This window comes from Streptomyces sp. NPDC004752 (assembly GCF_053601275.1).
In genome coordinates, this window is the sequence record NZ_JBSGBN010000012.1 from 17,729 (window position 1) to 38,507 (window position 20,779).

Annotated in this window: 17 protein-coding genes; 5 read left to right on the plus strand and 12 right to left on the minus strand. The window is 70.4% G+C overall.

The window, feature by feature from the left end:
- Positions 1-91: 91 nt before the first annotated feature.
- The 5 genes from ftsH to dacB all read right to left on the minus strand — a co-directional run bounded on the left by ftsH (position 92) and on the right by dacB (position 7,308).
- Positions 92-2,131, minus strand: coding sequence for an ATP-dependent zinc metalloprotease FtsH (gene ftsH, locus ACWEKM_RS07385; protein ID WP_451620201.1), 2,040 nt, complete (start codon positions 2,129-2,131; stop codon positions 92-94).
- 187 nt (positions 2,132-2,318) lie between these two features.
- Positions 2,319-2,879, minus strand: coding sequence for a hypoxanthine phosphoribosyltransferase (hpt, locus tag ACWEKM_RS07390; protein ID WP_451620202.1), 561 nt, complete (start codon positions 2,877-2,879; stop codon positions 2,319-2,321).
- A 63-nt stretch (positions 2,880-2,942) separates the two neighbouring features.
- On the minus strand, positions 2,943-3,998 hold the full coding sequence (gene tilS, locus ACWEKM_RS07395; RefSeq protein ID WP_451620203.1) for a tRNA lysidine(34) synthetase TilS: 1,056 nt from the start codon (positions 3,996-3,998) through the stop codon (positions 2,943-2,945).
- A gap of 192 nt (positions 3,999-4,190) precedes the next feature.
- Entirely contained in the window at positions 4,191-5,324 is a 1,134-nt protein-coding gene (locus tag ACWEKM_RS07400) for a zinc-dependent metalloprotease (RefSeq protein ID WP_451620204.1), read from the minus strand.
- A gap of 388 nt (positions 5,325-5,712) precedes the next feature.
- Positions 5,713-7,308, minus strand: coding sequence for a D-alanyl-D-alanine carboxypeptidase/D-alanyl-D-alanine endopeptidase (dacB, locus tag ACWEKM_RS07405; RefSeq protein ID WP_451620205.1), 1,596 nt, complete (start codon positions 7,306-7,308; stop codon positions 5,713-5,715).
- 85 nt (positions 7,309-7,393) lie between these two features.
- Here dacB and ACWEKM_RS07410 point away from each other — a divergent pair, with 85 nt between their 5' ends.
- Together ACWEKM_RS07410 and ACWEKM_RS07415 are read left to right on the plus strand one after the other, a co-directional pair.
- Positions 7,394-7,885, plus strand: a complete 492-nt coding sequence (locus ACWEKM_RS07410; RefSeq protein WP_451620206.1) for an inorganic diphosphatase — start codon at positions 7,394-7,396, stop codon at positions 7,883-7,885.
- Positions 7,886-8,040: 155 nt separating this feature from the next.
- Positions 8,041-9,705: a threonine/serine ThrE exporter family protein gene (locus ACWEKM_RS07415; protein WP_451620207.1), complete on the plus strand. Its 1,665-nt coding sequence runs from the start codon at positions 8,041-8,043 to the stop codon at positions 9,703-9,705.
- A gap of 52 nt (positions 9,706-9,757) precedes the next feature.
- Here the strand turns inward: ACWEKM_RS07415 and ACWEKM_RS07420 are convergent, their stop codons facing one another.
- Both ACWEKM_RS07420 and ACWEKM_RS07425 read right to left on the minus strand, forming a co-directional pair.
- Positions 9,758-10,777 (minus strand): VTT domain-containing protein, encoded by a 1,020-nt coding sequence (locus ACWEKM_RS07420; protein WP_451620208.1) that lies wholly within the window; start codon positions 10,775-10,777, stop codon positions 9,758-9,760.
- 213 nt (positions 10,778-10,990) lie between these two features.
- Positions 10,991-11,752 carry a MerR family transcriptional regulator gene (locus tag ACWEKM_RS07425; protein ID WP_451620209.1) on the minus strand — a complete coding sequence of 254 codons (762 nt, stop codon included), beginning with the start codon at positions 11,750-11,752 and terminating at the stop codon, positions 10,991-10,993.
- A gap of 110 nt (positions 11,753-11,862) precedes the next feature.
- Between ACWEKM_RS07425 and ACWEKM_RS07430 the strand changes: the two genes are divergently transcribed.
- Both ACWEKM_RS07430 and ACWEKM_RS07435 read left to right on the plus strand, forming a co-directional pair.
- Entirely contained in the window at positions 11,863-13,146 is a 1,284-nt protein-coding gene (locus ACWEKM_RS07430; RefSeq protein WP_451620210.1) for an ion channel protein, read from the plus strand.
- Positions 13,147-13,184: 38 nt separating this feature from the next.
- Positions 13,185-14,597 carry a glutamate decarboxylase gene (locus tag ACWEKM_RS07435; RefSeq protein ID WP_451620211.1) on the plus strand — a complete coding sequence of 471 codons (1,413 nt, stop codon included), beginning with the start codon at positions 13,185-13,187 and terminating at the stop codon, positions 14,595-14,597.
- A 200-nt stretch (positions 14,598-14,797) separates the two neighbouring features.
- Here the strand turns inward: ACWEKM_RS07435 and ACWEKM_RS07440 are convergent, their stop codons facing one another.
- From ACWEKM_RS07440 to ACWEKM_RS07450, 3 genes are all read right to left on the minus strand, one after another.
- On the minus strand, positions 14,798-15,517 hold the full coding sequence (locus tag ACWEKM_RS07440) for an ABC transporter permease (RefSeq protein ID WP_451620269.1): 720 nt from the start codon (positions 15,515-15,517) through the stop codon (positions 14,798-14,800).
- Positions 15,518-15,546: 29 nt separating this feature from the next.
- Positions 15,547-16,512, minus strand: coding sequence for an ATP-binding cassette domain-containing protein (locus ACWEKM_RS07445; RefSeq protein WP_451620212.1), 966 nt, complete (start codon positions 16,510-16,512; stop codon positions 15,547-15,549).
- 73 nt (positions 16,513-16,585) lie between these two features.
- A complete protein-coding gene (locus ACWEKM_RS07450; protein WP_451620213.1) occupies positions 16,586-17,227 on the minus strand; it encodes a PadR family transcriptional regulator in 642 nt (213 codons plus the stop codon).
- A gap of 336 nt (positions 17,228-17,563) precedes the next feature.
- Between ACWEKM_RS07450 and ACWEKM_RS07455 the strand changes: the two genes are divergently transcribed.
- Positions 17,564-17,941 (plus strand): hypothetical protein, encoded by a 378-nt coding sequence (locus ACWEKM_RS07455; protein ID WP_030825962.1) that lies wholly within the window; start codon positions 17,564-17,566, stop codon positions 17,939-17,941.
- Positions 17,942-18,012: 71 nt separating this feature from the next.
- Here ACWEKM_RS07455 and ACWEKM_RS07460 read toward each other — a convergent pair whose 3' ends face one another.
- Together ACWEKM_RS07460 and ACWEKM_RS07465 are read right to left on the minus strand one after the other, a co-directional pair.
- Complete coding sequence (locus ACWEKM_RS07460) at positions 18,013-19,131, minus strand: IS630 family transposase (RefSeq protein ID WP_451620214.1); 1,119 nt, start codon at positions 19,129-19,131, stop codon at positions 18,013-18,015.
- A 95-nt stretch (positions 19,132-19,226) separates the two neighbouring features.
- The gene (locus tag ACWEKM_RS07465; RefSeq protein WP_451620215.1) at positions 19,227-20,687 is read right to left on the minus strand and encodes an aldehyde dehydrogenase family protein; all 1,461 of its coding nucleotides are present in this window, start codon (positions 20,685-20,687) and stop codon (positions 19,227-19,229) included.
- Positions 20,688-20,779 lie beyond the last annotated feature (92 nt).

Consider the following 20,779-nt stretch of genomic DNA (forward strand, 5'->3'; position numbering starts at 1 on the left):
AAATGCCGCGCCCCCCAGGCTAGAACCCTGGGGGGCGCGGCATTCATTCCGGGGTTGGTGTGGCCACCGGGGCCACACCACCTGTGAGCGGTCAGCTCTCCGGGCGGTCCTCCGGGGTCGGCTCGGCCACCGGTGCGGACTCCGCCGCCGTCGACTTGGCCGTGCTGATCGCCGGCGTCGCGCCGTTCGCACCGTTGGTCAGTGCCAGCTCCTTGGGGGAGAGCACCGGCGGGCGGGTGGACGGCGTACGCCGCGAGGAGCCGGTCCAGGCGGGCCGCGGCGGGCGCTTGACGATCGACGCGAAGACCTCGGCGATCTCCTCCTTGCCCAGGGTCTCCTTCTCCAGGAGGGCCAGGACGAGGTTGTCGAGGACGTCGCGGTTCTCGACCAGGATCTCCCACGCCTCGTTGTGCGCGTTCTCGATGAGCTTCTTGACTTCCTCGTCCACCAGCGCGGCGACCTCTTCCGAGTAGTCGCGCTGGTGAGCCATCTCACGTCCGAGGAACGGCTCGGTGTTGTCGCCGCCGAACTTGATCGCGCCCAGCCGCTCGGTCATGCCGTACTGGGTGACCATCGCGCGGGCCGTGGTGGTGGCCTTCTCGATGTCGTTCGCGGCGCCCGTGGTCGGGTCGTGGAAGACCAGTTCTTCGGCCGCGCGACCGCCCAGCATGTAGGCGAGCTGGTCCAGCATCTCGTTGCGGGTCGTGGAGTACTTGTCCTCGTCCGGGAGCACCATCGTGTAGCCGAGGGCCCGGCCGCGGGACAGGATGGTGATCTTGTGGACCGGGTCGGAGTTCGGGGAGGCCGCCGCGACCAGGGCGTGTCCGCCCTCGTGGTACGCGGTGATCTTCTTCTCCTTGTCCGACATGATCCGGGTCCGCTTCTGCGGGCCCGCGACCACACGGTCGATCGCCTCGTCCAGCATCTGGTTGTCGATCAGCTTCTTGTCGCTGCGGGCCGTGAGCAGCGCCGCCTCGTTCAGCACGTTCGACAGGTCGGCACCGGTGAAGCCGGGGGTGCGGCGGGCGACGGCCGAGAGGTCGACGTCCGGTGCGACCGGCTTGCCCTTCTGGTGGACCTTGAGGATCTCCAGTCGGCCCTGCATGTCCGGGCGGTCGACCGCGATCTGGCGGTCGAAGCGGCCGGGGCGCAGCAGGGCGGGGTCGAGGATGTCCGGGCGGTTCGTCGCGGCGATGAGGATCACGCCGCCCTTGACGTCAAAGCCGTCCATCTCGACCAGCAGCTGGTTCAGCGTCTGCTCGCGCTCGTCGTGACCGCCGCCCAGACCGGCGCCGCGGTGCCGGCCGACCGCGTCGATCTCGTCGACGAAGACGATCGCGGGTGCGTTGGCCTTGGCCTGCTCGAACAGGTCACGGACCCGGGAGGCGCCGACACCGACGAACATCTCGACGAAGTCGGAGCCGGAGATCGAGTAGAAGGGGACCCCCGCCTCGCCGGCCACGGCGCGCGCAAGCAGCGTCTTACCGGTGCCGGGCGGGCCGTAGAGCAGCACACCCTTGGGGATCTTGGCGCCGACGGCCTGGAACTTGGCCGGCTCCTGGAGGAACTCCTTGATCTCGTGGAGTTCCTCGACGGCCTCGTCCGAGCCCGCGACGTCGGCGAAGGTCGTCTTCGGGGTGTCCTTGGTGATGAGCTTGGCCTTGGACTTCCCGAAGTTCATGACCCGGGAGCCGCCGCCCTGCATCTGGTTCATCAGGAACAGGAAGACGACCACGATCAGGACGAAGGGCAGCAGCGTGAGCAGGACGCCGACGAACGGGTTCTGCTTGGACGGCGACACGGTGTAGCCGTCCGGGATCTGCTTGTCCTGGTATTTGGTCTGCAGCGTGCCCGCAATGTTCACGCCCTGGTCGCCGATATAGCTCGACTGGATCTTCGAGCTGCCGTCGACCTTCTGGCCGTCCTTCAGCGTGACCTTGATGCTCTGCTCGTCACCGGTGGTGAGCTTGGCCGACTGCACCCTGTTGTCGTTGATCGCTGCCACGACCTGGCCGGTGTCCACCGTCTTGTAGCCGCCGGACGAACCGACGACCTGCATCAACACGACCACGGCAAGGACGGCCAGCACGATCCACATGACCGGCCCACGGAAGTATCGCTTCACGTCCATCCATACGGAGCGGTGCCGCCCCGTCCCTCCTGCCATAGTGAGTTTGATAAGACAGTTCTTCTGACGTTACCCCAGCATTGTTGCCCGCAGTGGCACGGACGGCTGGCAATCCCGTCTCTGCATGCTCCAACGGCGCGAAACCCGCTGGGGTTCCCTGATCGTCCTACGAGCCTGGCCCCGGGTGGACTCAGCCGCCGTAGACGTGAGGCGCGAGCGTACCGACGAACGGGAGGTTGCGGTACTTCTCGGCGTAGTCGAGTCCGTAGCCGACGACGAACTCGCTGGGGATGTCGAAACCGACCCATTCCACGTCGAGGGCGACCTTGGCGGCCTCGGGCTTGCGCAGCAGCGTGCACACCTTGAGGGTGGCGGGCTCGCGGGAACCGAGGTTGGAGATCAGCCAGGACAGGGTCAGACCGGAGTCGATGATGTCCTCGACGACGAGGACGTGCTTGCCCTTGATGTCGGTGTCGAGGTCCTTGAGGATCCGCACGACGCCGGAGGACTGGGTGCCCGCCCCGTAGGAGGACACGGCCATCCAGTCCATGGTGACGGGGGTGGACAGTGCCCGGGCGAGGTCCGCCATGACCATCACCGCGCCCTTGAGGACACCGACGATCAACAGGTCCTTGCCCGCGTACTCCGCGTCGATCTTCGCGGCCAGTTCGGCCAGCTTCGCGTCGATCTCTTCCTTGGTGATGAGCACCTGCTGGAGGTCGGCACCCATGTCGTTCGCGTCCACCCGCATCACTTTCGGTCGTCCCGCAGTTACGGCTCCGGCCCGTCCGGTCCCCGCGCAAAGGGATGGGACTCAGCCTTGCCGAATCACCAGTCTGCCACCCTGCCGCTGGGCGACGACCTTGCCCGGGAGGTTGATGGCTCCCTGGCCGCGCCAGCCCGTGATCAGGCGGTCGACTTCCTCGATGTGGCGGGCGAACAGCGAGCCGGCCGGCGCGCCGGCGTCGATGGCGGCACGACGCAGCACACGGCGGCGCACGGCGGACGGCAGCGCGTAGAGCTTGGCGCACTCCAGGAGCCCGGTGGCGTCGCGCACGGCGGTCGCGGCCTGGACGGCCCAGGCGTCGAGGGCGTCCGCGTCGTCGCGGGACAGCTGCGCCGTACGGGCGAGGGCTTCGACGACGCCCTTGCCGAGCGCCTTCTCCAGGGCGGGCAGGCCCTCGTGGCGCAGCCGGGAGCGCGTGTACGCGGGATCCGCGTTGTGCGGGTCGTCCCAGACCGGCAGGGACTGGACCATGCAGGCTTTGCGGGCGGTCTGCCGGTCGAGGTGGAGGAAGGGACGCCGGTAACGGCCGCCGGCCCCCGAGACCGCGGCCATTCCGGACAGGGAGCGGATGCCGGACCCCCGGGCGAGGCCGAGCAGGACGGTTTCGGCTTGGTCGTCGCGGGTGTGGCCGAGCAGGATCGCGGTGGCGCCGTGGCGGTCGGCGGCGGCGTCGAGGGCGGCGTAGCGGGCATCGCGGGCGGCTGCTTCGGGTCCGCCCGCGCGGCCGACGCACACCGCGACGGACTCGACCGGCTCCAGGCCGAATTCGCACAGCCGCAGCACGACCTCGTCGGCGCGTGCGTCGGAGCCGGGCTGGAGGCCGTGGTCGACGGTGACGCCGCCGGCGCGGATGCCGAGTCTGGGGGCTTCGAAGGCGAGGGCGGAGGCGAGTGCCATGGAGTCGGCGCCTCCGGAGCACGCCACGAGCACGAGCGGGGAGGGGGAACGCATGTGCCCGGCGCCGTGCGGGCCCGCGCGCCGGGGGGCTGCCTGCGGGATCGCTGGGGTGTCGTCGGTGAGGATGTCGTGGAGGGCGCGGCGAACCGCCAGGCGTATCGCCGCGACCGCAGGATGGGGACCCATGTCCGGTTCCCTTCATGAAGTCTTCAGGGGGTGAACCCGAGTTCGGTCACTCAGAGTGTGTAGATGGTGACAGAAACGGGCCGTTCCCCGAGCATTGCACGCCTACCCATGGCACACGGTCCCTCGGACGAGTGATTGAAGGGGCGTTCGCCTGCCGTAGGCCGGATTCCTTTCACGACGGCCTCATACCGTTCACGACTCCGGCCTGCGGTGCACCCGCGCGATCCAGTCCGCCGGTTTGGCGATCTCCGTCTTGGTCGGCAGTGTGTTCGGGGACGTCCACACCCGGTTGAAGCCGTCCATGCCGACCTCGTCGACGACGGCTCGCACGAAGCGTTCGCCGTCCCGGTACTGCTTGAGTTTGGCGTCCAGACCGAGCAGCTTGCGCAGGGCCATGTCCAGCCGGGAGGCGCCCTTGGCGCGGCGCTGCTGGAACTTCTCCCGGATCTCGGCGACGGTCGGCACGACGTCCGGGCCGACCCCGTCCATCACGAAGTCGGCATGCCCCTCCAGCAGGGACATCACGGCGGTGAGCCGACTCAGGATCTCCCGCTGGGCCGGGGTCTGCACGAGTTCCACGAAGGACCGGCCGCCGTCGTCCTCCTCCGCCTCGGGGCGTCCGCCGGCCAGCGACTGGGCGGCCTCACGGATGCGCTCCAGGACGGTCATGGGGTCGACGTCGGTCTCCGCGAGGAACGACTGGATTTCGCCCTCCAGGTGGTCGCGCAGCCAGGGCACCGCGGAGAACTGCGTGCGGTGGGTCTCCTCGTGCAGGCACACCCACAGCCGGAAGTCGTGCGGCTGGACGTCGAGTTCGCGCTCCACGTGGACGATGTTCGGCGCGACCAGCAGCAGCCGGCCGCCGCCGTTCTCGCCCGCCGGGAGGTCCCGGGTGTCGGGGGCGAAGGTCTCGTACTGGCCGAGGACGCGGGAGGCCAGGAAGGACAGCAGCATGCCGAGTTCGACGCCGGTGACCTTGCCGCCGACGGCGCCGAGGACCGCGCCGCCCGGGGTGCTTCCGCGCCGCTCCTGCAACTTGTCGAGCAGCGGTTTGAGGACCTCCCGGAACCCGGCGACGTTCGCCCTGACCCAGCCGGGACGGTCGACGACGAGGACGGGGGTGTCGTGGATGCCCTCGGCCCCCAGCCGGGTGAAGCCCCGGACGTGCTCCTCCGATGCCTTCGCGTGCCGGCGCAGCTCCGCGACGACGGCCCGGGCCTCGTCGCGGCTCACCTCGGGGCCCGGCCGCACGAGCCGGGTCGCGGTCGCGACCGCGAGATTCCAGTCGACCATCCCAGAAGAAGCGGCACCGCCGATGCTCGTCATGCATCAACGGTACGTGAGCGTCATGACTTGGGGCAGGCCAAGCGAGCGCACGCGACCAACGACGTCACACGCGAAACCCGATCCCAAGCAATCCACACAAAGCCAGCCACCACCACAACCAACCCCCAAAGGTGGCGCGGGAAAGCAGCCCGCACAAACCCGCCCACCCAGAACCAGCCCCCAAAGGGGCGCGGGGAACTGCGCGACCAACCACGACGGCGCCGCAGCCGACAAGCCGACCCCAGACAGACCGCACAAACCCGCCCACCCCACAACCAGCCCCCCAAAGGGGCCCGGGGCTGTGTCGATGTGCGGCTCCGCCGCGTGGGCGCGACCGGCCACGACGGCGCCACAGCCGACAGACTCGCCACCCCGCCCCAGCCCAGCGCTAAGCGCGGACGTTCGCCAGCGCCGTAGCCGTCGCGTCCAGTGCCGCCTGCGCCTCGACGGCGTTCGTCGTGTCGGACGCCAGGAAGGCGAAGGCCAACAGCCGGCCGTCCTGGTCGACCACGGTGCCGGCCAGTGAGTTGACCCCGGTCAGGGTGCCCGTCTTGGCCCGTACGACGCCCGCCGCGCCGTCCGCGTAGCGGTCGCTGAGCGTGCCGGTGAAGCCGGCCACCGGGAGGCCGGTGAGGACCGGGCGCAGGTCGGGGCGGGCCGGCGAGGCGGCCTTCGCCAGGAGGGCGGTGAGGAGGTTCGCGGTCAGCCGGTCGTCGCGGTTCAGGCCGCTGCCGTCGTGGAAGACGGATCCGGCCGTCGGCAGGCCCAGCTCGGTCAGTTGGGCGGCGACGGCCCGGGCGCCGCCGTCGAAGCCGGCCGGCCCACCGGTCGCGACGGCGGTCTGCCGGGCCAGGGCCTCGGCGATGTCGTTGTCACTGTTGGTCAGCATGCGTTCGACCAGGGCGGACAGCGGGGGCGAGGCGACGGAGGCGAGGGTGGTGGCGCGGCCGGTGGCCTTGGCGGGGCGGGGGGCCTTCGTCCTGACGCCGGCCTCCCCGAGGAGGTCGGCGAAGGTACGGGCCGCGCCCGCAGCCGGGTCGGGCACCCGCGCCGCCGGGCCGCTCGTCGAGGCGTCGGCGCGGCCCTCGTCGGCCATCAGGGCGCTGACCCGGGCGAGGTTGTCGTTCACGCCGATGGGGTGCAGGTCGGGGCCCGAGTACAGGCTGGTGTCGTAGGCGAGGGTGACCTCGTGGACGCCGCGGGCGCGCAGCGCCTTCGCGGTGTCGGTGGCGAGCGTGCGCAGACCGGCCCAGCCGCCGGGGTTCTTCCGGGCGGTGAGGGTGGGGTCGCCGCCGCCGACCAGGACGAGTTCCTTGGTGCCGGGCTCCAGGGCGGCGCGGGTGGTGAGGCGGTGGTCGGGGCCGAGGGCGGAGAGCGCGGCGACCGCCGTGGCGATCTTCGTGGTGGAGGCGGGGGTCAGCGCCTTGTCGGCGCCGATGCCGTACAGCCGTTCACCGGTCGCCGTGTCGACCACCACGGCCGTGTGGGAGCCGCCGAGCGCCGGGGCGTCCAGGAGCGGCCCGAGGACGTCCGCGAGGGGTCTCCCGGCGTCCCCGGCGCCCGTGCTGTCCGCGGCGTGCGCGGTGCCGCCGAGACCGGTCAGCACGGGCGCCGCGCTCGGGGCGGGCCGGGGGGTCCCGGAGACCGTGCCGGAGTCGTCGCCGTGATCTGCGCCACCTGCCCGCTCCAGGGCGGCGGCCCGGTCCCGCTCGGCCGTACGCTGACCGTTGGCGTCCCAGGGGCCAGCGGCGGTCACCACCCCGGCGGCCAGCGCCAGCCCGGCGGTGGCGGCACCCGCGGTGTACTGCCAGGTCCGCGCTGTCCGGGGCCCGGGGATCCGCGCGAGCTGCGGTTTCACGGCCCGTACGAGCCGCGTGACCCGTGGCCGGGCGGTCGCCGCGACCCCTGTCAGACGTGGTCGTACGGCGTTCACGATCCGCACCACGTGCGGTCTCGCGGCGCGCCAAGACCTCAGCTCTGGCATGACCACCAACCCCTTTCGCGATCACACACCTGCGTGAGGGACACTTAACCACCAGAACTATGTGCTGATCATGGAGGAGCCACCGGTGGAGTTCGACGTCACGATCGAGATCCCGAAGGGTTCGCGGAACAAGTACGAGGTGGATCACGAGACCGGTCGTATCCGCCTGGACCGTCGTCTCTTCACCTCGACCGCCTACCCGACCGACTACGGCTTCGTCGAGAACACCCTCGGCGAGGACGGCGACCCGTTGGACGCGCTGGTCATCCTGGACGAGCCGACGTTCCCGGGCTGCCTGATCCGCTGCCGGGCGATCGGCATGTTCCGCATGACGGACGAGGCGGGCGGCGACGACAAGCTGCTCTGCGTTCCGGCCACCGACCCGCGGGTGGAGCATCTGCGCGACATCCACCACGTGTCCGAGTTCGACCGCCTGGAGATCCAGCACTTCTTCGAGGTCTACAAGGACCTGGAGCCCGGCAAGTCGGTCGAGGGTGCCAACTGGGTGGGTCGTACGGACGCCGAGGAGGAGATCGAGCGGTCCTACAAGCGCTTCGAGGAGCAGGGCGGTCACTGAGCCCACTACCGCACGGACGGGCCGTACGCGCACGCGTGCGGCCCGTCCGTGTGTCCATGGCCATTCTTGGTTCGTGTGTCCATGCCCATTCTGAGTTCGTGCGTCCATGCGCATACTGAGCCTGACGGAAGGTGTCGTTCAGGGAGCGTTGAGGAGTGACGGACGCGGAGGACCGCAAGCCTCGCTCGGACGAGGCGAGGACCACGTACGACCCCGAGATCACGTCCGAGTTCGCCGTCCCCCAGGGTCTCGCGGTCCCCAGGACCGGCGGTGCCGAGTCCGAGACGACGTCCGAGTTCGCCGTGCCGGAGGGCCTGGAGGCACCGCAGTCGGCGAGCGCCGGGCCGGAGGGGTCGGCGTTCACCCTGCCCAGCGCCTACAGCGCCCAGCACGGCTCGCCGGTGTTCACGCCGCCGGCCGGTGTCCCGGCGGTCAGCCTGACCAAGGACGCGCCCTGGCAGGACCGGATGCGCACGATGCTGCGTATGCCGGTCGCCGAGCGGCCCGCGCCGGAGCCGGTGCACAAGGCGGAGGAGGACGGTCCGGCCGTCCCGCGCGTGCTCGACCTGACCCTGCGCATCGGCGAGCTGCTGCTGGCGGGCGGGGAGAACGCCGAGGACGTGGAGGGCGCGATGTTCGCGGTCTGCCGGTCCTACGGGCTCGACCGGTGCGAGCCGACCGTCACCTTCACGCTGCTGTCGATCTCGCACCAGCCGTCGCTGGTGGACGACCCGGTGACGGCCTCGCGGACGGTACGCAGACGGGGCACCGACTACACGCGGCTGGCGGCCGTCTTCCAGCTCGTGGACGATCTCTCCGACCCGGAGACGCATGTCTCCCTGGAGGAGGCATACCGGCGGCTCGCGGAGATCCGCCGCAACCGGCACCCCTACCCGGGCTGGGCGCTGACCACGGCGAGCGGGCTGCTGGCCGGTGCCGCCTCGGTCCTGGTCGGCGGCGATCTGATCGTGTTCTTCGCCGCCGCGCTGGGCGCGATGCTCGGCGACCGGCTCGCCTGGCTGTGCGCGGGGCGCGGGCTGCCGGAGTTCTACCAGTTCACGGTGGCCGCGATGCCGCCGGCCGCGATCGGGGTGGCGCTCACCCTGGCACACGTCGACGTGCGGGCGGCGGCCGTGATCACCGGTGGGCTGTTCGCGCTGCTGCCCGGACGGGCGCTGGTGGCGGGCGTGCAGGACGGTCTGACGGGTTTCTACATCACCGCGGCCGCGCGGCTGCTGGAGGTCATGTACTTCTACGTCGGCATCGTCATGGGCGTGCTGATCGTCCTGTACTTCGGGGTCAAGGTGGGCGGCCAGCTCAACCCGGATGCCGCGATGAACATCGAGGAGCGGCCGCTGCTGCAGATCGCGGCGGCGATGCTGCTGTCGCTGACCTTCGCCGTGCTGCTCCAGCAGGAGCGCTCCACGGTGCTGGCCGTCACCGTCAACGGGGGCGTCGCCTGGTCGGTGTACGGCGCGATGCAGGCTGTCGGCAACCTGTCGCCGGTCGCTTCCACGGCGGTGGCGGCGGGTCTGGTGGGCCTGTTCGGGCAGCTGCTGTCGCGCTACCGGTTCGCGTCGGCGCTGCCCTACACGACGGCGGCGATCGGACCGCTGCTGCCGGGTTCGGCCACCTACTTCGGTCTGCTGTCCATCTCGCAGAACCAGGTCGACAAGGGGCTGGTGTCGCTGGCGAAGGCCGCGTCCCTGGCTATAGCCATCGCGATCGGGGTCAACCTCGGGGCGGAGATCTCGCGGCTGTTCCTGCGGGTGGGCTCCGCCGGGAAGCGGCGGGCGGCCAAGCGGACCAGGGGCTTCTGAACGGCCGTTCGCGCGGACGGCGACCCGGGCCGCCCCCTGGTCGCCGCGTCGGTCAGGGGCGGTAGTCGCCCTGGCGGGAGTCGTACGGGTACTGCTGCCGACCGTGGCCCCCGTTGCCGTAGCCCTGGTCGCCGTGGCCTTGCTCGCCGTAACCCTGGTTACCGTGGCCCTGGTTACCGTGGCCCTGCTCGCCGTAATTCCCGTTGCCGTAGCCCTGCTCGCCGTAGCCCTGGTTGCCGTACGCCTGGTCGCCGTAGCCCTGGTTGTCGTACCCCCGGTTGTCCTGGCCCTGGTTCCAGTTGCCGTACGGGTCCTGGGGCTGCTGCTGCGGCCGCTGTGCCTGCTGCTCGTAGGCCGGCTCGATGCGGCGCAGCCGGGTCGTGGCGTCGTCCATGACCGGGGCCTGCTGCTGGAAGGGCTGCCGCGCGGCGGGCTCGGCGGGCGGGTTGCTCTTGTTCTTGGAGCGGGCCCGCAGGAACTCGATGATGATCGGCACCACCGAGACCAGGACGATCAGGATGAGGATCATCTCGATGTGCTGGTTCACGAAGTCGATCTTGCCGAGCCAGGAGCCGAGCAGCGTGACGCCCGCGCCCCACAGGACACCACCGATGACGTTGAAGATCAGGAACGAGCGGTATTTCATGCCGCTGACACCGGCGATGATCGGCGTGAACGTGCGCACGATGGGCACGAAGCGGGCCAGGACCAGGGACTTCGGGCCGTACTTCTCGAAGAACTCGTGCGCCTTGGTGACATTCTCCTGCTTGAAGAGACGGGAGTCCGGACGGTTGAAGAGGCTCGGGCCGACCTTCTTGCCGAACATGTAGCCCGCCTGGTCGCCGAGGATCGCGGCGACGCAGATGAGGGCGATGGCCGCCCACAGCGGGAAGTCCAGTTGACCGGAGGTGATCAGCAGTCCGGCCGTGAACAGCAGCGAGTCACCCGGCAGGAAGAAGCCGATGAGCAGACCGGACTCGGCGAAGACGATGAGGAGCAGGCCCCAGATGCTGTACGTGTCCAGCAGATAATTGGGGTCCAGCCAGCTCGGGCCGAGGGCAAGCGTCGTCACGGTTCCGGGCTCCTGAAGGGGTGAGGGCGGCGGTGGCGTCCTGGTGCAGCCGCACAAAGCTATCAACGCCGGGTGACCGCCCCAGGTTCCACCGCCGGCCCCGGAATGCGCTGCGGCTCCGCCGGAACGAACCGTGCGCCTCGCCGCCCCCGGCCCCACGAGCCGCGCTGCTCCCGGGTCCATGCCCCTCCCCACGCCCGCCCCGACCCGGCTCTATGCGATGTGCCGGGCGACGTTGGCCAGGATCGCCTCCTTGAGGTGCTCGGCCAGGCCCGGGCGCATCGCGTCGTAGAACGCCTTGAAGCGCTCGTCGGCGACGTACATCTCGCCGAGGCAGCGGTGCATCTCGTACGGGCACGCGTAGAACCACCGGGAGATGTGCCGCCGATGCTCCTCGGCCATGTCCATGGCCGGCTCGCCGGCCGGGGACGCGCCCGCCTCCACCAGGGCCGCGTACCGCTCGCTCCAGTCGTCGACCTCGGCCTGCAACCGCTTCCAGTCCTCCTTGGTGTAGCGGGCGGCGCGACGCTGCGACTCGGCGTACGCCTCCGTGCCGCCCCAGCGCACCCGCGCCTCCTCGGCGTACTGCTCGGGATCCTTGTCCCCGAAGACCTCGAACCGCTCCTTCGGCGTGAGGTTGATGCCCATTCTGCGTGCCTCCATGGCGTGCTCCACGGCCTCGGCCATCCGCTGCAGCTTCTCGATCCGGGCGGTCAGCAGTGCGTGCCGACGGCGCAGATGCGCGCGCGGGTCCGCGTCCGGGTCGTCGAGCAGGACCGTGACCTCGTCGAGCGGAAAGCCGAGTTCCCGGTAGAACAGGATCCGTTGCAGCCGGTCGAGGTCGGCGTCGCTGTAGCGCCGGTGGCCCACGTGGCTGCGCCCGCCCGGGACGAGCAGGCCGATCTCGTCGTAGTGGTGCAGGGTGCGCACCGTGACCCCGGCGAACCCGGCGACCTGTCCCACGGAGTAGCTCACTTCCGCTCCTTCTCTCGGTACGCGCTCCACGGTGGCCCCTCACGTGACGTGAGGTGCAAGCCCGTCCCCCTCGGGATGTTCGCCCACTTATGTCCGTTTATCGTGAGCCCGTGGCCCAGGACTCGGCGCGGCAGGCGCCCACCGCTCCGGCGACCCCGGCGCGCGCCCTGCTGCCCTTGGTCGTGCCCGCCCTCGTGGTGGGCGTGCTGGCCAGTCTGCTCTTCGTCGGGGTGAGCGTGGCGGCCGAGAAGTTTCAGGGCGTGCTCTGGGGGGACCTGCCCGACGCGCTCGGGATCGGCCGGTACTCCGTGGCATGGATCTTCATCGTGCTCACCGCGACCGGGATCGCCGTGGGCCTCGTGGTCTGGAAGGTGCCGGGGCACGCCGGACCCGATCCGGCCACCCTGGGCCTGGACGCGCCCACGCTCCCGCCCGCGGTGCTGCCCGGCCTGCTGCTGGCGGCCGCGCTGATGCTGGCGGGCGGGCCGAGCCTCGGCCCGGAGAACCCGATCATCGCCGCGAACGTGGGTCTTGCGGTGTGGCTGGGCGCCCGGTTGGCGCCGGGGCTGCCGGGCGGCCTGTGGCCGACGCTCGCGGAGTCGGCGACGATCGGCGCGCTGTTCGGCACGCCGGTGGCTGCGGCCCTGGTCCTCTCGGAGGCGCTGGCCGGGCGGCCGATCAGGGGACGGCTGTGGGACAGCCTCTTCGCTCCGCTCGCGGCGGGCGCGGCGGGCGCCCTGACGACCACTCTGGTGGCCCACCCGAGCTTCGAGCTGCGGCTGCCTCCGATCGGCCGCCCCGGCTGGGCCGACGTGCTCGCGGCGCTCGTCGTCGCGGCGGCGGGCGCACTGCTGGGCATGTGCGCCGTGCTCGGCTTCCCGTGCGTCCACGGGGCCTTCCGGCGGCTGCGGCACCCGATGCTGATGCTTCCGGCGGGCGGGGTCGTCCTCGGGGCGCTGGGCGCCCTGGGCGGCCAACTGACGCTGTTCAAGGGGCTGGACGAGGTCGCGGAGCTGGCGCGCGATCCCCAGGACTGGACGGCCGGGCAGTTCGCTGGTCTGGCGGTGGTGAAGCTGGCCGCGCTGCTCGTCGCCGCGTCCTCGGGGTTCCGGGGCGGCCGGATCTTCCCGGCCGTCTTCGTGGGCGCCGCCCTCGGCCTGTGCGCACACGCGCTGGTGCCCGCCGTGCAGCCTGCGGTGGGCGTGTCCGCGGGGGTGCTGGGCATGCTCCTGGCCGTCACCCGGCAGGGCTGGGTGAGTCTGTTCACCGCCGCGATACTCGTGGCGTCGCCCGCGGTCCTCGCCCTGCTGTGCATCGCCTCGCTGCCGGCCTGGCTGCTGGTGACCGGGCGACCGCAGATGCAGTTGCGCGCGGACGGTACGGCGATGCGCTGACCGGCTGACCACCCCCGACCCTCCAGGAAGGCACGTCCATGGCACTGCACAAGGGTCCGCAGAAACACGAACACCGGCGGCTGTCCGTCAACCCGTTCTTCGGGGAGGCCAATCCGGTCGGCGGCATGACCGAGGCCCCGCCCACCCATCGGCTGCCGAACCAACCGCTCGCGCCGTCGACCGCGTACCAGCTGGTGCACGACGAGCTGATGCTGGACGGCAACTCCCGGCTGAACCTGGCCACGTTCGTCACCACCTGGATGGAGCCGCAGGCGGGCGTCCTGATGGCCGAGTGCCGGGACAAGAACATGATCGACAAGGATGAGTACCCGCGCACGGCCGAGCTGGAGCGGCGCTGTGTGGCGATGCTCGCCGACCTGTGGAACGCGCCGGACCCGTCGGCCGCCGTGGGCTGTTCGACGACCGGCTCCAGCGAGGCGTGCATGCTGGCCGGCATGGCGCTCAAGCGGCGGTGGATGCACCGCAACCGCGACCGCTACCCGTCCGGCGGGGCCGGCCCCAACCTGGTCATGGGCGTGAACGTCCAGGTCTGCTGGGACAAGTTCTGCAACTTCTGGGAGGTCGAGGCCCGCCAGGTGCCGATGGAGGGCGACCGGTACCACCTCGATCCGCAGGCCGCGGCCGAGCTGTGCGACGAGAACACCATCGGTGTCGTCGGTATCCTCGGCTCCACCTTCGACGGGTCGTACGAGCCGATCGCCGACCTGTGCGCGGCCCTGGACGACCTCCAGGAGCGCACCGGCCTGGACGTACCGGTGCACGTGGACGGCGCGTCCGGCGGCATGGTCGCGCCGTTCCTCGACGAGGACCTGGTGTGGGACTTCCGCCTCCCCAGGGTGGCGTCGATCAACACCTCGGGGCACAAGTACGGCCTGGTCTACCCCGGCGTCGGCTGGGCGGTGTGGCGGGACAAGGAGGCGCTGCCCGAGGAACTGGTCTTCCGGGTCAACTACCTGGGCGGCGACATGCCGACCTTCGCGCTGAACTTCTCCCGGCCCGGCGCGCAGGTGGTCGCGCAGTACTACACGTTCCTGCGGCTGGGCCGCGAGGGCTACCGGGCCGTGCAGCAGTCCACCCGGGACGTGGCGCGCGCACTCGCCGAACGCATCGAGGCGTTCGGCGACTTCCGGTTGCTGACCCGGGGCGACCAGCTGCCGGTGTTCGCCTTCGCGACCGCACCGGACGTGACGTCGTTCGACGTCTTCGACGTCTCCCGCCGGCTGCGCGAGGGCGGCTGGCTGGTCCCCGCGTACACCTTCCCGCCGAACCGAGAGGACCTGTCCGTCCTGCGAATCGTCTGCCGCAACGGCTTCTCCACCGACCTCGCCGACCTGTTCCTCGAAAACCTGGCCCACCTACTGCCGGAACTACGCCGCCAGCCACACCCCTTGGCCCAAGACAAACAGGCATCCACCGCCTTCCACCACTAACCCCAACACCCAACGGGCCAACGCCCCGATAGGGGCGCGGGGAACTGCGCAACCACCCACAACACAGCCGCAGACAACCAACAACGACCAGGGCCACTACCCCATAGGGGCGCGGGGAACTGCGCGACAAGCCACGACGCAGCCGCAGACAACCAACAACAAGGAACCCACACGAAGACAACCGCCCACCCAGCGGAGCGTCACCGTGTGAACCGCCGCACCGCCACCGGAAAGAACACCGCGAGCAGCGCGAGCGGCCAGATCACCGCGGTCCAGACATGCCCGCCCTCGCCACCCTGGCCGCCGAGCAACTCCCGTACGGCGGTGGCGGTGTGCGAGAGCGGGTTCCACTGGACGGCCGTGCCCAGCCAGCCGGGCATGGCGTCGGGGGTGGCGAAGGCGTTGGACAGGAAGCCGACCGGCCAGACGAGGATCTGCACGGCCTGGACCAGCTCCGGCCGACCGGCGACCAGGGCGAGGTAGATGCCGATCCACAGCATCGCGAAGCGGAACAACAGCAGCAGGCCGACGGCCGCGAGGAAGGGCCCCGGCCCGCCGTGCGGCCGCCAGCCCACCGCACCGGCCACCCCGGCCATCAGCACGAGCCCGGCCGCCGACTGGAGCATGTCGGCGGCCGAACGGCCCACCAGCACCGCCCCGTTGGCCATGGGCATGGCGCGGAACCGATCGATGACGCCCTTGTTGAGGTCCTGGGTGACGGCGAGCATCGTGCCCTCCAGGCCGAAGGCCATGGTGAGCGCGAGCATGCCGGGCACCAGGTAGTCGACGTAGTCGCCGCGCACGCCCCGGCCGCCGCCGACCAGATAGCCGAACATCAGCAGCAGCATCACGGGGAAGAGCAGGGCGACGAGCACCTGCCCGGGCTGCCGTGCCCAGCGGGCGAGTTCGCGGCGGGTCATGGTCCAGGAGTCGGCCAGGGCGTGGCTGTTCACACGGTCTCCTTCGTCCGGTCCATACGGTCCTCGCGTCCGGTCAGGTGCAGGAACACCTCGTCCAGGGTCGGTCGGCGCAGGGCGATGTCCGCCGCCTCGATGCCGGCGGCCTCCAGGGCCCGTACGACCCCGGAGAGCGCCGCCATCCGGTCGGTGACCGGGGCGCTGAGCAGCCGACGGTCGGGGTCGACGGTGACGTCGACGGCAGGCAACGGCAACAGGGCGAGCGCCGTGTCCAGTTGATCCGCGTCGCGCAGCACGACGTCGATGCGGTCGCCGCCGGTCAGCGCCTTCAGCTCATCCGCGGTGCCGTCGGCGACGACCCGGCCGTGGTCGACGACCGAGATACGGTCGGCGAGTTGGTCGGCCTCCTCCAGGTACTGGGTGGTGAGCAGGACCGTCGTCCCGCCGCCGACCAGGGAGCGGACCGAGGTCCACACCTCGGTGCGGCCCCGCGGGTCGAGGCCGGTGGTCGGCTCGTCCAGAAAGAGCACAGCCGGCTCGGTGATCAGGGAGGCGGCGAGGTCGAGACGGCGCCGCATGCCGCCGCTGTAGGCGCGGACCGGCCGACGGCCGGTGTCGGCGAGGGCGAAGCGCTCCAGGAGTTCACCGGCGCGCACGCGCGCGTGGCGGGCGCCCAGATGGTGGAGGCGGCCGAACATCTCCAGGTTCTGGCGGCCGCTCAGCTCCTCGTCGAGGGCCGCGTGCTGGCCCAGCAGCCCGATCCGGCGGCGCACCGTGCGGGCCTGCGTCAGCACATCGTGCCCGGCCACCTCGATCCGGCCGCCGTCCGGCCTGAGCAGGGTGGAAAGGATCCGGACCAGGGTCGTCTTGCCCGCCCCGTTGGGGCCGAGCACCCCGTGCACCGTGCCGCGGGCGACCGTGAGGTCGAGCCCGTCCAGTGCCGGTCTGCCGCCGTATGTCTTGCGTGCCGCGTCGACGCTGATCGCCGCTTCGGTCACTGCCACTCCCTCGCTAGTCAAACTTGACTACACACTCGAAGCTAACCCCTCGAACTCGATTGGTCAAACTTGATTAGCGGTCGTCTCCCGGATGCGGCTCACCCGTCGCATACGGGTTCTCCTCGCCCTCCACCAGGACCCCGACGAACGGAGCGCCCTCCCCCGCGAACGTGTACGCGCCCGCCTCGATGCGCTCGATCAGCCCCCGCGTCCACTCGGCCTCCCCGTCGGCCGTATGGAGCCAGAGGTTCATGATCTCGCCGATGTGCCCGTACTGCCCGGGGCCGTCCTCGGGCACATAGTCCTCGGTGACGCTGGAGCGCCACTCCTCGATCCGCCGGATCCGCTCCGTCAGCAGCGCCACCGCCTCGGCCCGCGGCAGGTCGACGATGAAGCCGATGGCGGCCGACTTGACGTCCATTCGCTGGTCGTACGCGGTCAGCGCCTCGCGCAGCAGCCGGAGGAACTCCTCGGTGCCCGCCTCGGTGATCTCGTACTCCGTGCGCGGCGGGCCCCCGGCGGTGGACGGCGCGATCTCGTGCGCGCGCAGCAGGCCCTGCTTGGCCATCTGCTTCAGGGCGTGGTAGATCGAGCCGGGCTTGGCGTGGGACCACTCGTGCGCGCCCCAGTACTCCAGATCGTTGCGCACCTGGTACCCGTGGGCCCGCCCGTGCTGGCGGACCGCTCCCAGCACGAGAAGACGGATCGCTGACATGCGATCCAGGTTATGGCCCGGAGATCGGCCGACCCGCACCAGGGCGAGCCGCCGCCCCGCGAAAACCACCGTCCCGTGAAAGCCACCGAGTCGCGAAAGCCACACCACTCACGGGCATCGCCGCCCAGTCGCACAAGCCGCACCACCCACGAACATCACCGGGGAGTCGCACAAGCCGCCGCCCACGGACATCACCGGGCCGCGCCCCCGCGCCCCCCGCGCCCCGACGCCCCGGCGCCGCCAGGGCCTGTCTAGTGCTGTGACCGGGATGGTTCGCCGTGATCGGAAGGCGGCTCGCGGGACGAGCGCACGTGAAACGGCTGGTATTACTGGGGCATGCAGGAAGAGATTGCACGGTCCGCGATCGACACGTTCATCTCCGCGTTCAACGCCTCGGACGACAGCTATGTGACTGCCCTGCTCTCCCAGGCTCTGACCTCAGACGTGGTCTTCTGGGGGCCGTTGGGCCGCAGCGAAGGAATCGCGGCGGTCGAGCGGTTCGTGCTGGACATCCGGCGCCACCCGGCGGGGACCGGCACGATGGTGCGCTGCTCGGCGGTGGACATGCCTGACGAGTGGGCCCGGTACCAGTGGGTCTTCACCACGCCGGATGGAGGTCCCCGCCTCGCGGGAACGGACGTCGTCCATCTGCGGCGGAGCCTCATCGACCAGGTCATCGTCTTTGCGGGGGAGATCGAACCGTCCGCATCCTGAGTCATCCTTCTGTCGCTGTCCTGCCCTGAACTTGCCCCCTTCGGCGCTCGGGGGCTGTGGTTCGCGGTTGGTCAGGCTGCGGTGTTGAGGGGGCGTCCGCCCCAGCGGATGCCCTTCTCGCTGCGGACGCGGGCGCGTTCCTTGCGTTGGGCGGCAAGTACGTCGGGGTGGCGGGCGTTGGTATTGCGCCAGCGCAGGTAACGGTGCAGTGCCTGGATTTGCGCGGGGTGGCTGCGGTGGTGGGAGTTGGCCAGGGTGAACTGCCGCAGCGGGCCGAGGTGGGCCTCGATCGGATTGGCCCAGGAAGCGTAGGTCGGGGTGAAGCACAGCTCGACCTTGTTCTTCTTCGCCCAGCGGCGGATGTCCGCGCCGGTGTGGGCGGAGAGGTTGTCCAGGATGATGTGGATCGGGGCGCCGCCGAGTCGGGCGGCACGGATCGACTTGAGCGCGGCCAGGGTGTTGGCGGTGCCCTTGCGACGTCGGTTGACGCCCCACAGGCGGTCGTCGCCCACGGAGTAGCAGCCGTGGAAGTAGGTGACGCCGTGGGTGCGGCGGTAGGTCGCCGGCAGCCGGTCTGGCTTGCCCTGTTCCGCCCAGCAGGAACCCGCGGTGGGCCGGATCCCCAGGGGCCCCAACTCGTCGAAGGCGAAGACCCGGTCCGGGAAGCGGTCCAGCACCTGCTCAATCCGGTCGAGCTTGACGTCGCGATCAGGGTCGGGCGACTCCTTCCAGCTCTTGGTGCGCTGGAAGGTGCCGCCGCGGCGCCGGAGCAGGCACCGTAAGGCTTCACGGCCGATGCGGATGACGCGGCCGTGCACTTTCCGCAGGCAGGCGGCGAGTTTGCGGATCGACCAGCAGGTGAAGGGCTGGCCGAGCCTGGTGGGGCGAGTGGTGGCCGTCCGGATGACGAAGTCCTCGTCCTCACGGCTGAGTAGGCGGGGACGGCCTCCCGCCCACTGAGGGTCCAGGCAGGCCAGGACGATCTCGTTGAAGCGGTGGATCACATCGCGCACGGTGTCCTCGTCGGCCTGGACCAGCTGGGCGATCACCGGCACCCGGTTCCCGCCCGCCGAGGCGAGCAGCATCATCGCGCGCCGGTAGCGCACCGAACTCGTGCTGCCCCTGCGCATGATCTGCTGCAGCTTCTGCCCCTCCTGGGTCAGTCTGCGTACACGGACAGGCTCGGCCACCGGGCCTCCAGCGATCGGATCGGACGTCGCCGCACATCCAACCGCCACGACCGCCAACCCGGTGAACCTATGCGGTCACAGCACTAGATATGCATCTAGAACGGGAACCTGCTTCTGCCGTGCTGTACCGAGATCCACTTCAGGGTGGTGAACGCGTCCAGCGTCGTCTCGCCGTTCAGCCGGCCGATTCCGGAGTCCTTCTCGCCGCCGAACGGCACCAGCGGCTCGTCGTGGATCGTGCCGTCGTTCACGTGGAACATCCCGGTGTCGACCCGCTTGGCGAACGCCACGCCCCGCTCGGTGTCGGCCGTGTGCACAGCGCCGCTCAGCCCGTACGGGGTGTCGTTGACGATGTGGACCGCCTCCTCCTCGCCGTCGAACGGGACGAGCAGGGCGACAGGGCCGAAAATCTCCTTGCGCAGCAGCGAGGAGCGGATCGGTACGTCCGTCAGGACGGAGGGCTCGACCAGATTGTCGGTGGTCGAGCCGCGCACCAGGACGGTGGCGCCCTCGGTCACGGCCTGCTCGATGACGGCCGTGATGGCATTCGCCTGGAGGGAGTTGATGACCGGCCCGATGACCGTCTGCGGGTCGCTCGGGTCGCCCGTCTTCAGCGTCCTGACCTTGGCCACGAACTTCTCGGTGAACTCGTCCGCGACCGAACGGTCCACGAGGACCCGGTTGGCGGCCATACAGACCTGGCCCTGGTCGACGTACCGGCTGAAGACGGCCGCGTCGACCGCGTAGTCGATGTCGGCGTCGTCGAGGACCACCAGCGCGCTGTTGCCGCTCAGTTCCAGCACCGTCCGCTTGAGGTGGCCCGCGCAGACGGTGGCGATGTGCCGGCCCACCTTGTCGGAGCCGGTGAAGGAGATCACCTTGGGGACCGGGTGCTCGATGAACGCGTCACCGATCTCGGCGATGTCGGTGAGCACCACGTTCAACAGCCCGGCCGGCAGCCCCGCGTCCTCGAAGAGCTGGGCGAGCAGTGTGCCGCCGCAGATCGGGGTGTCCTGGTGCGGTTTGACGACGACGGCGTTGCCCAGGGCGAGCGCCGAGGCGACCGGCTTGATCGACAGCAGGAAGGGGAAATTGAAGGGGCTGATGATGCCGACCACACCGACCGGGACACGGTAGACCCGGTTTTCCTTGCCGTCGATCGGCGACGGCATGAATCTGCCGTCGCAGCGCAGCGCCAGCTGCGCCGCCTCCCGCAGGAACTCCTTGGCGAGGTGGATCTCGAACCGGGCCTTCAGCAGCGTGCCGCCCAGTTCGGCGACGATCGCCTCGGTGATCTGCTGTTCCCGCTCCTCGACCAGGCGCAGGACCCGCTCGAACAGGACACGGCGAGCATAGGGGTTGGTCTCGGCCCACGGGCGCTGGGCACGGGCCGCGGCCCGGTATGCCTGATCCACCTGGTCGACGGTGGCTATGGTGATCGAGGCCAGCTTCTCGCCGTCGTACGGGTTGAAGTCGATGATGTCCCAGGAACCGGTGCCCGGGCGCCACTCACCGTCGATGTACTGCTGGGCCAGGTCGGTGAAGCAGGACGACATGTGATCCCTCGATCCCCTTGCTGCCGAAGCAGCCAGCCAGACACCCGATCAACCTCACGGTCCGATCAACCGCACGGTCTGATCACGCTCAC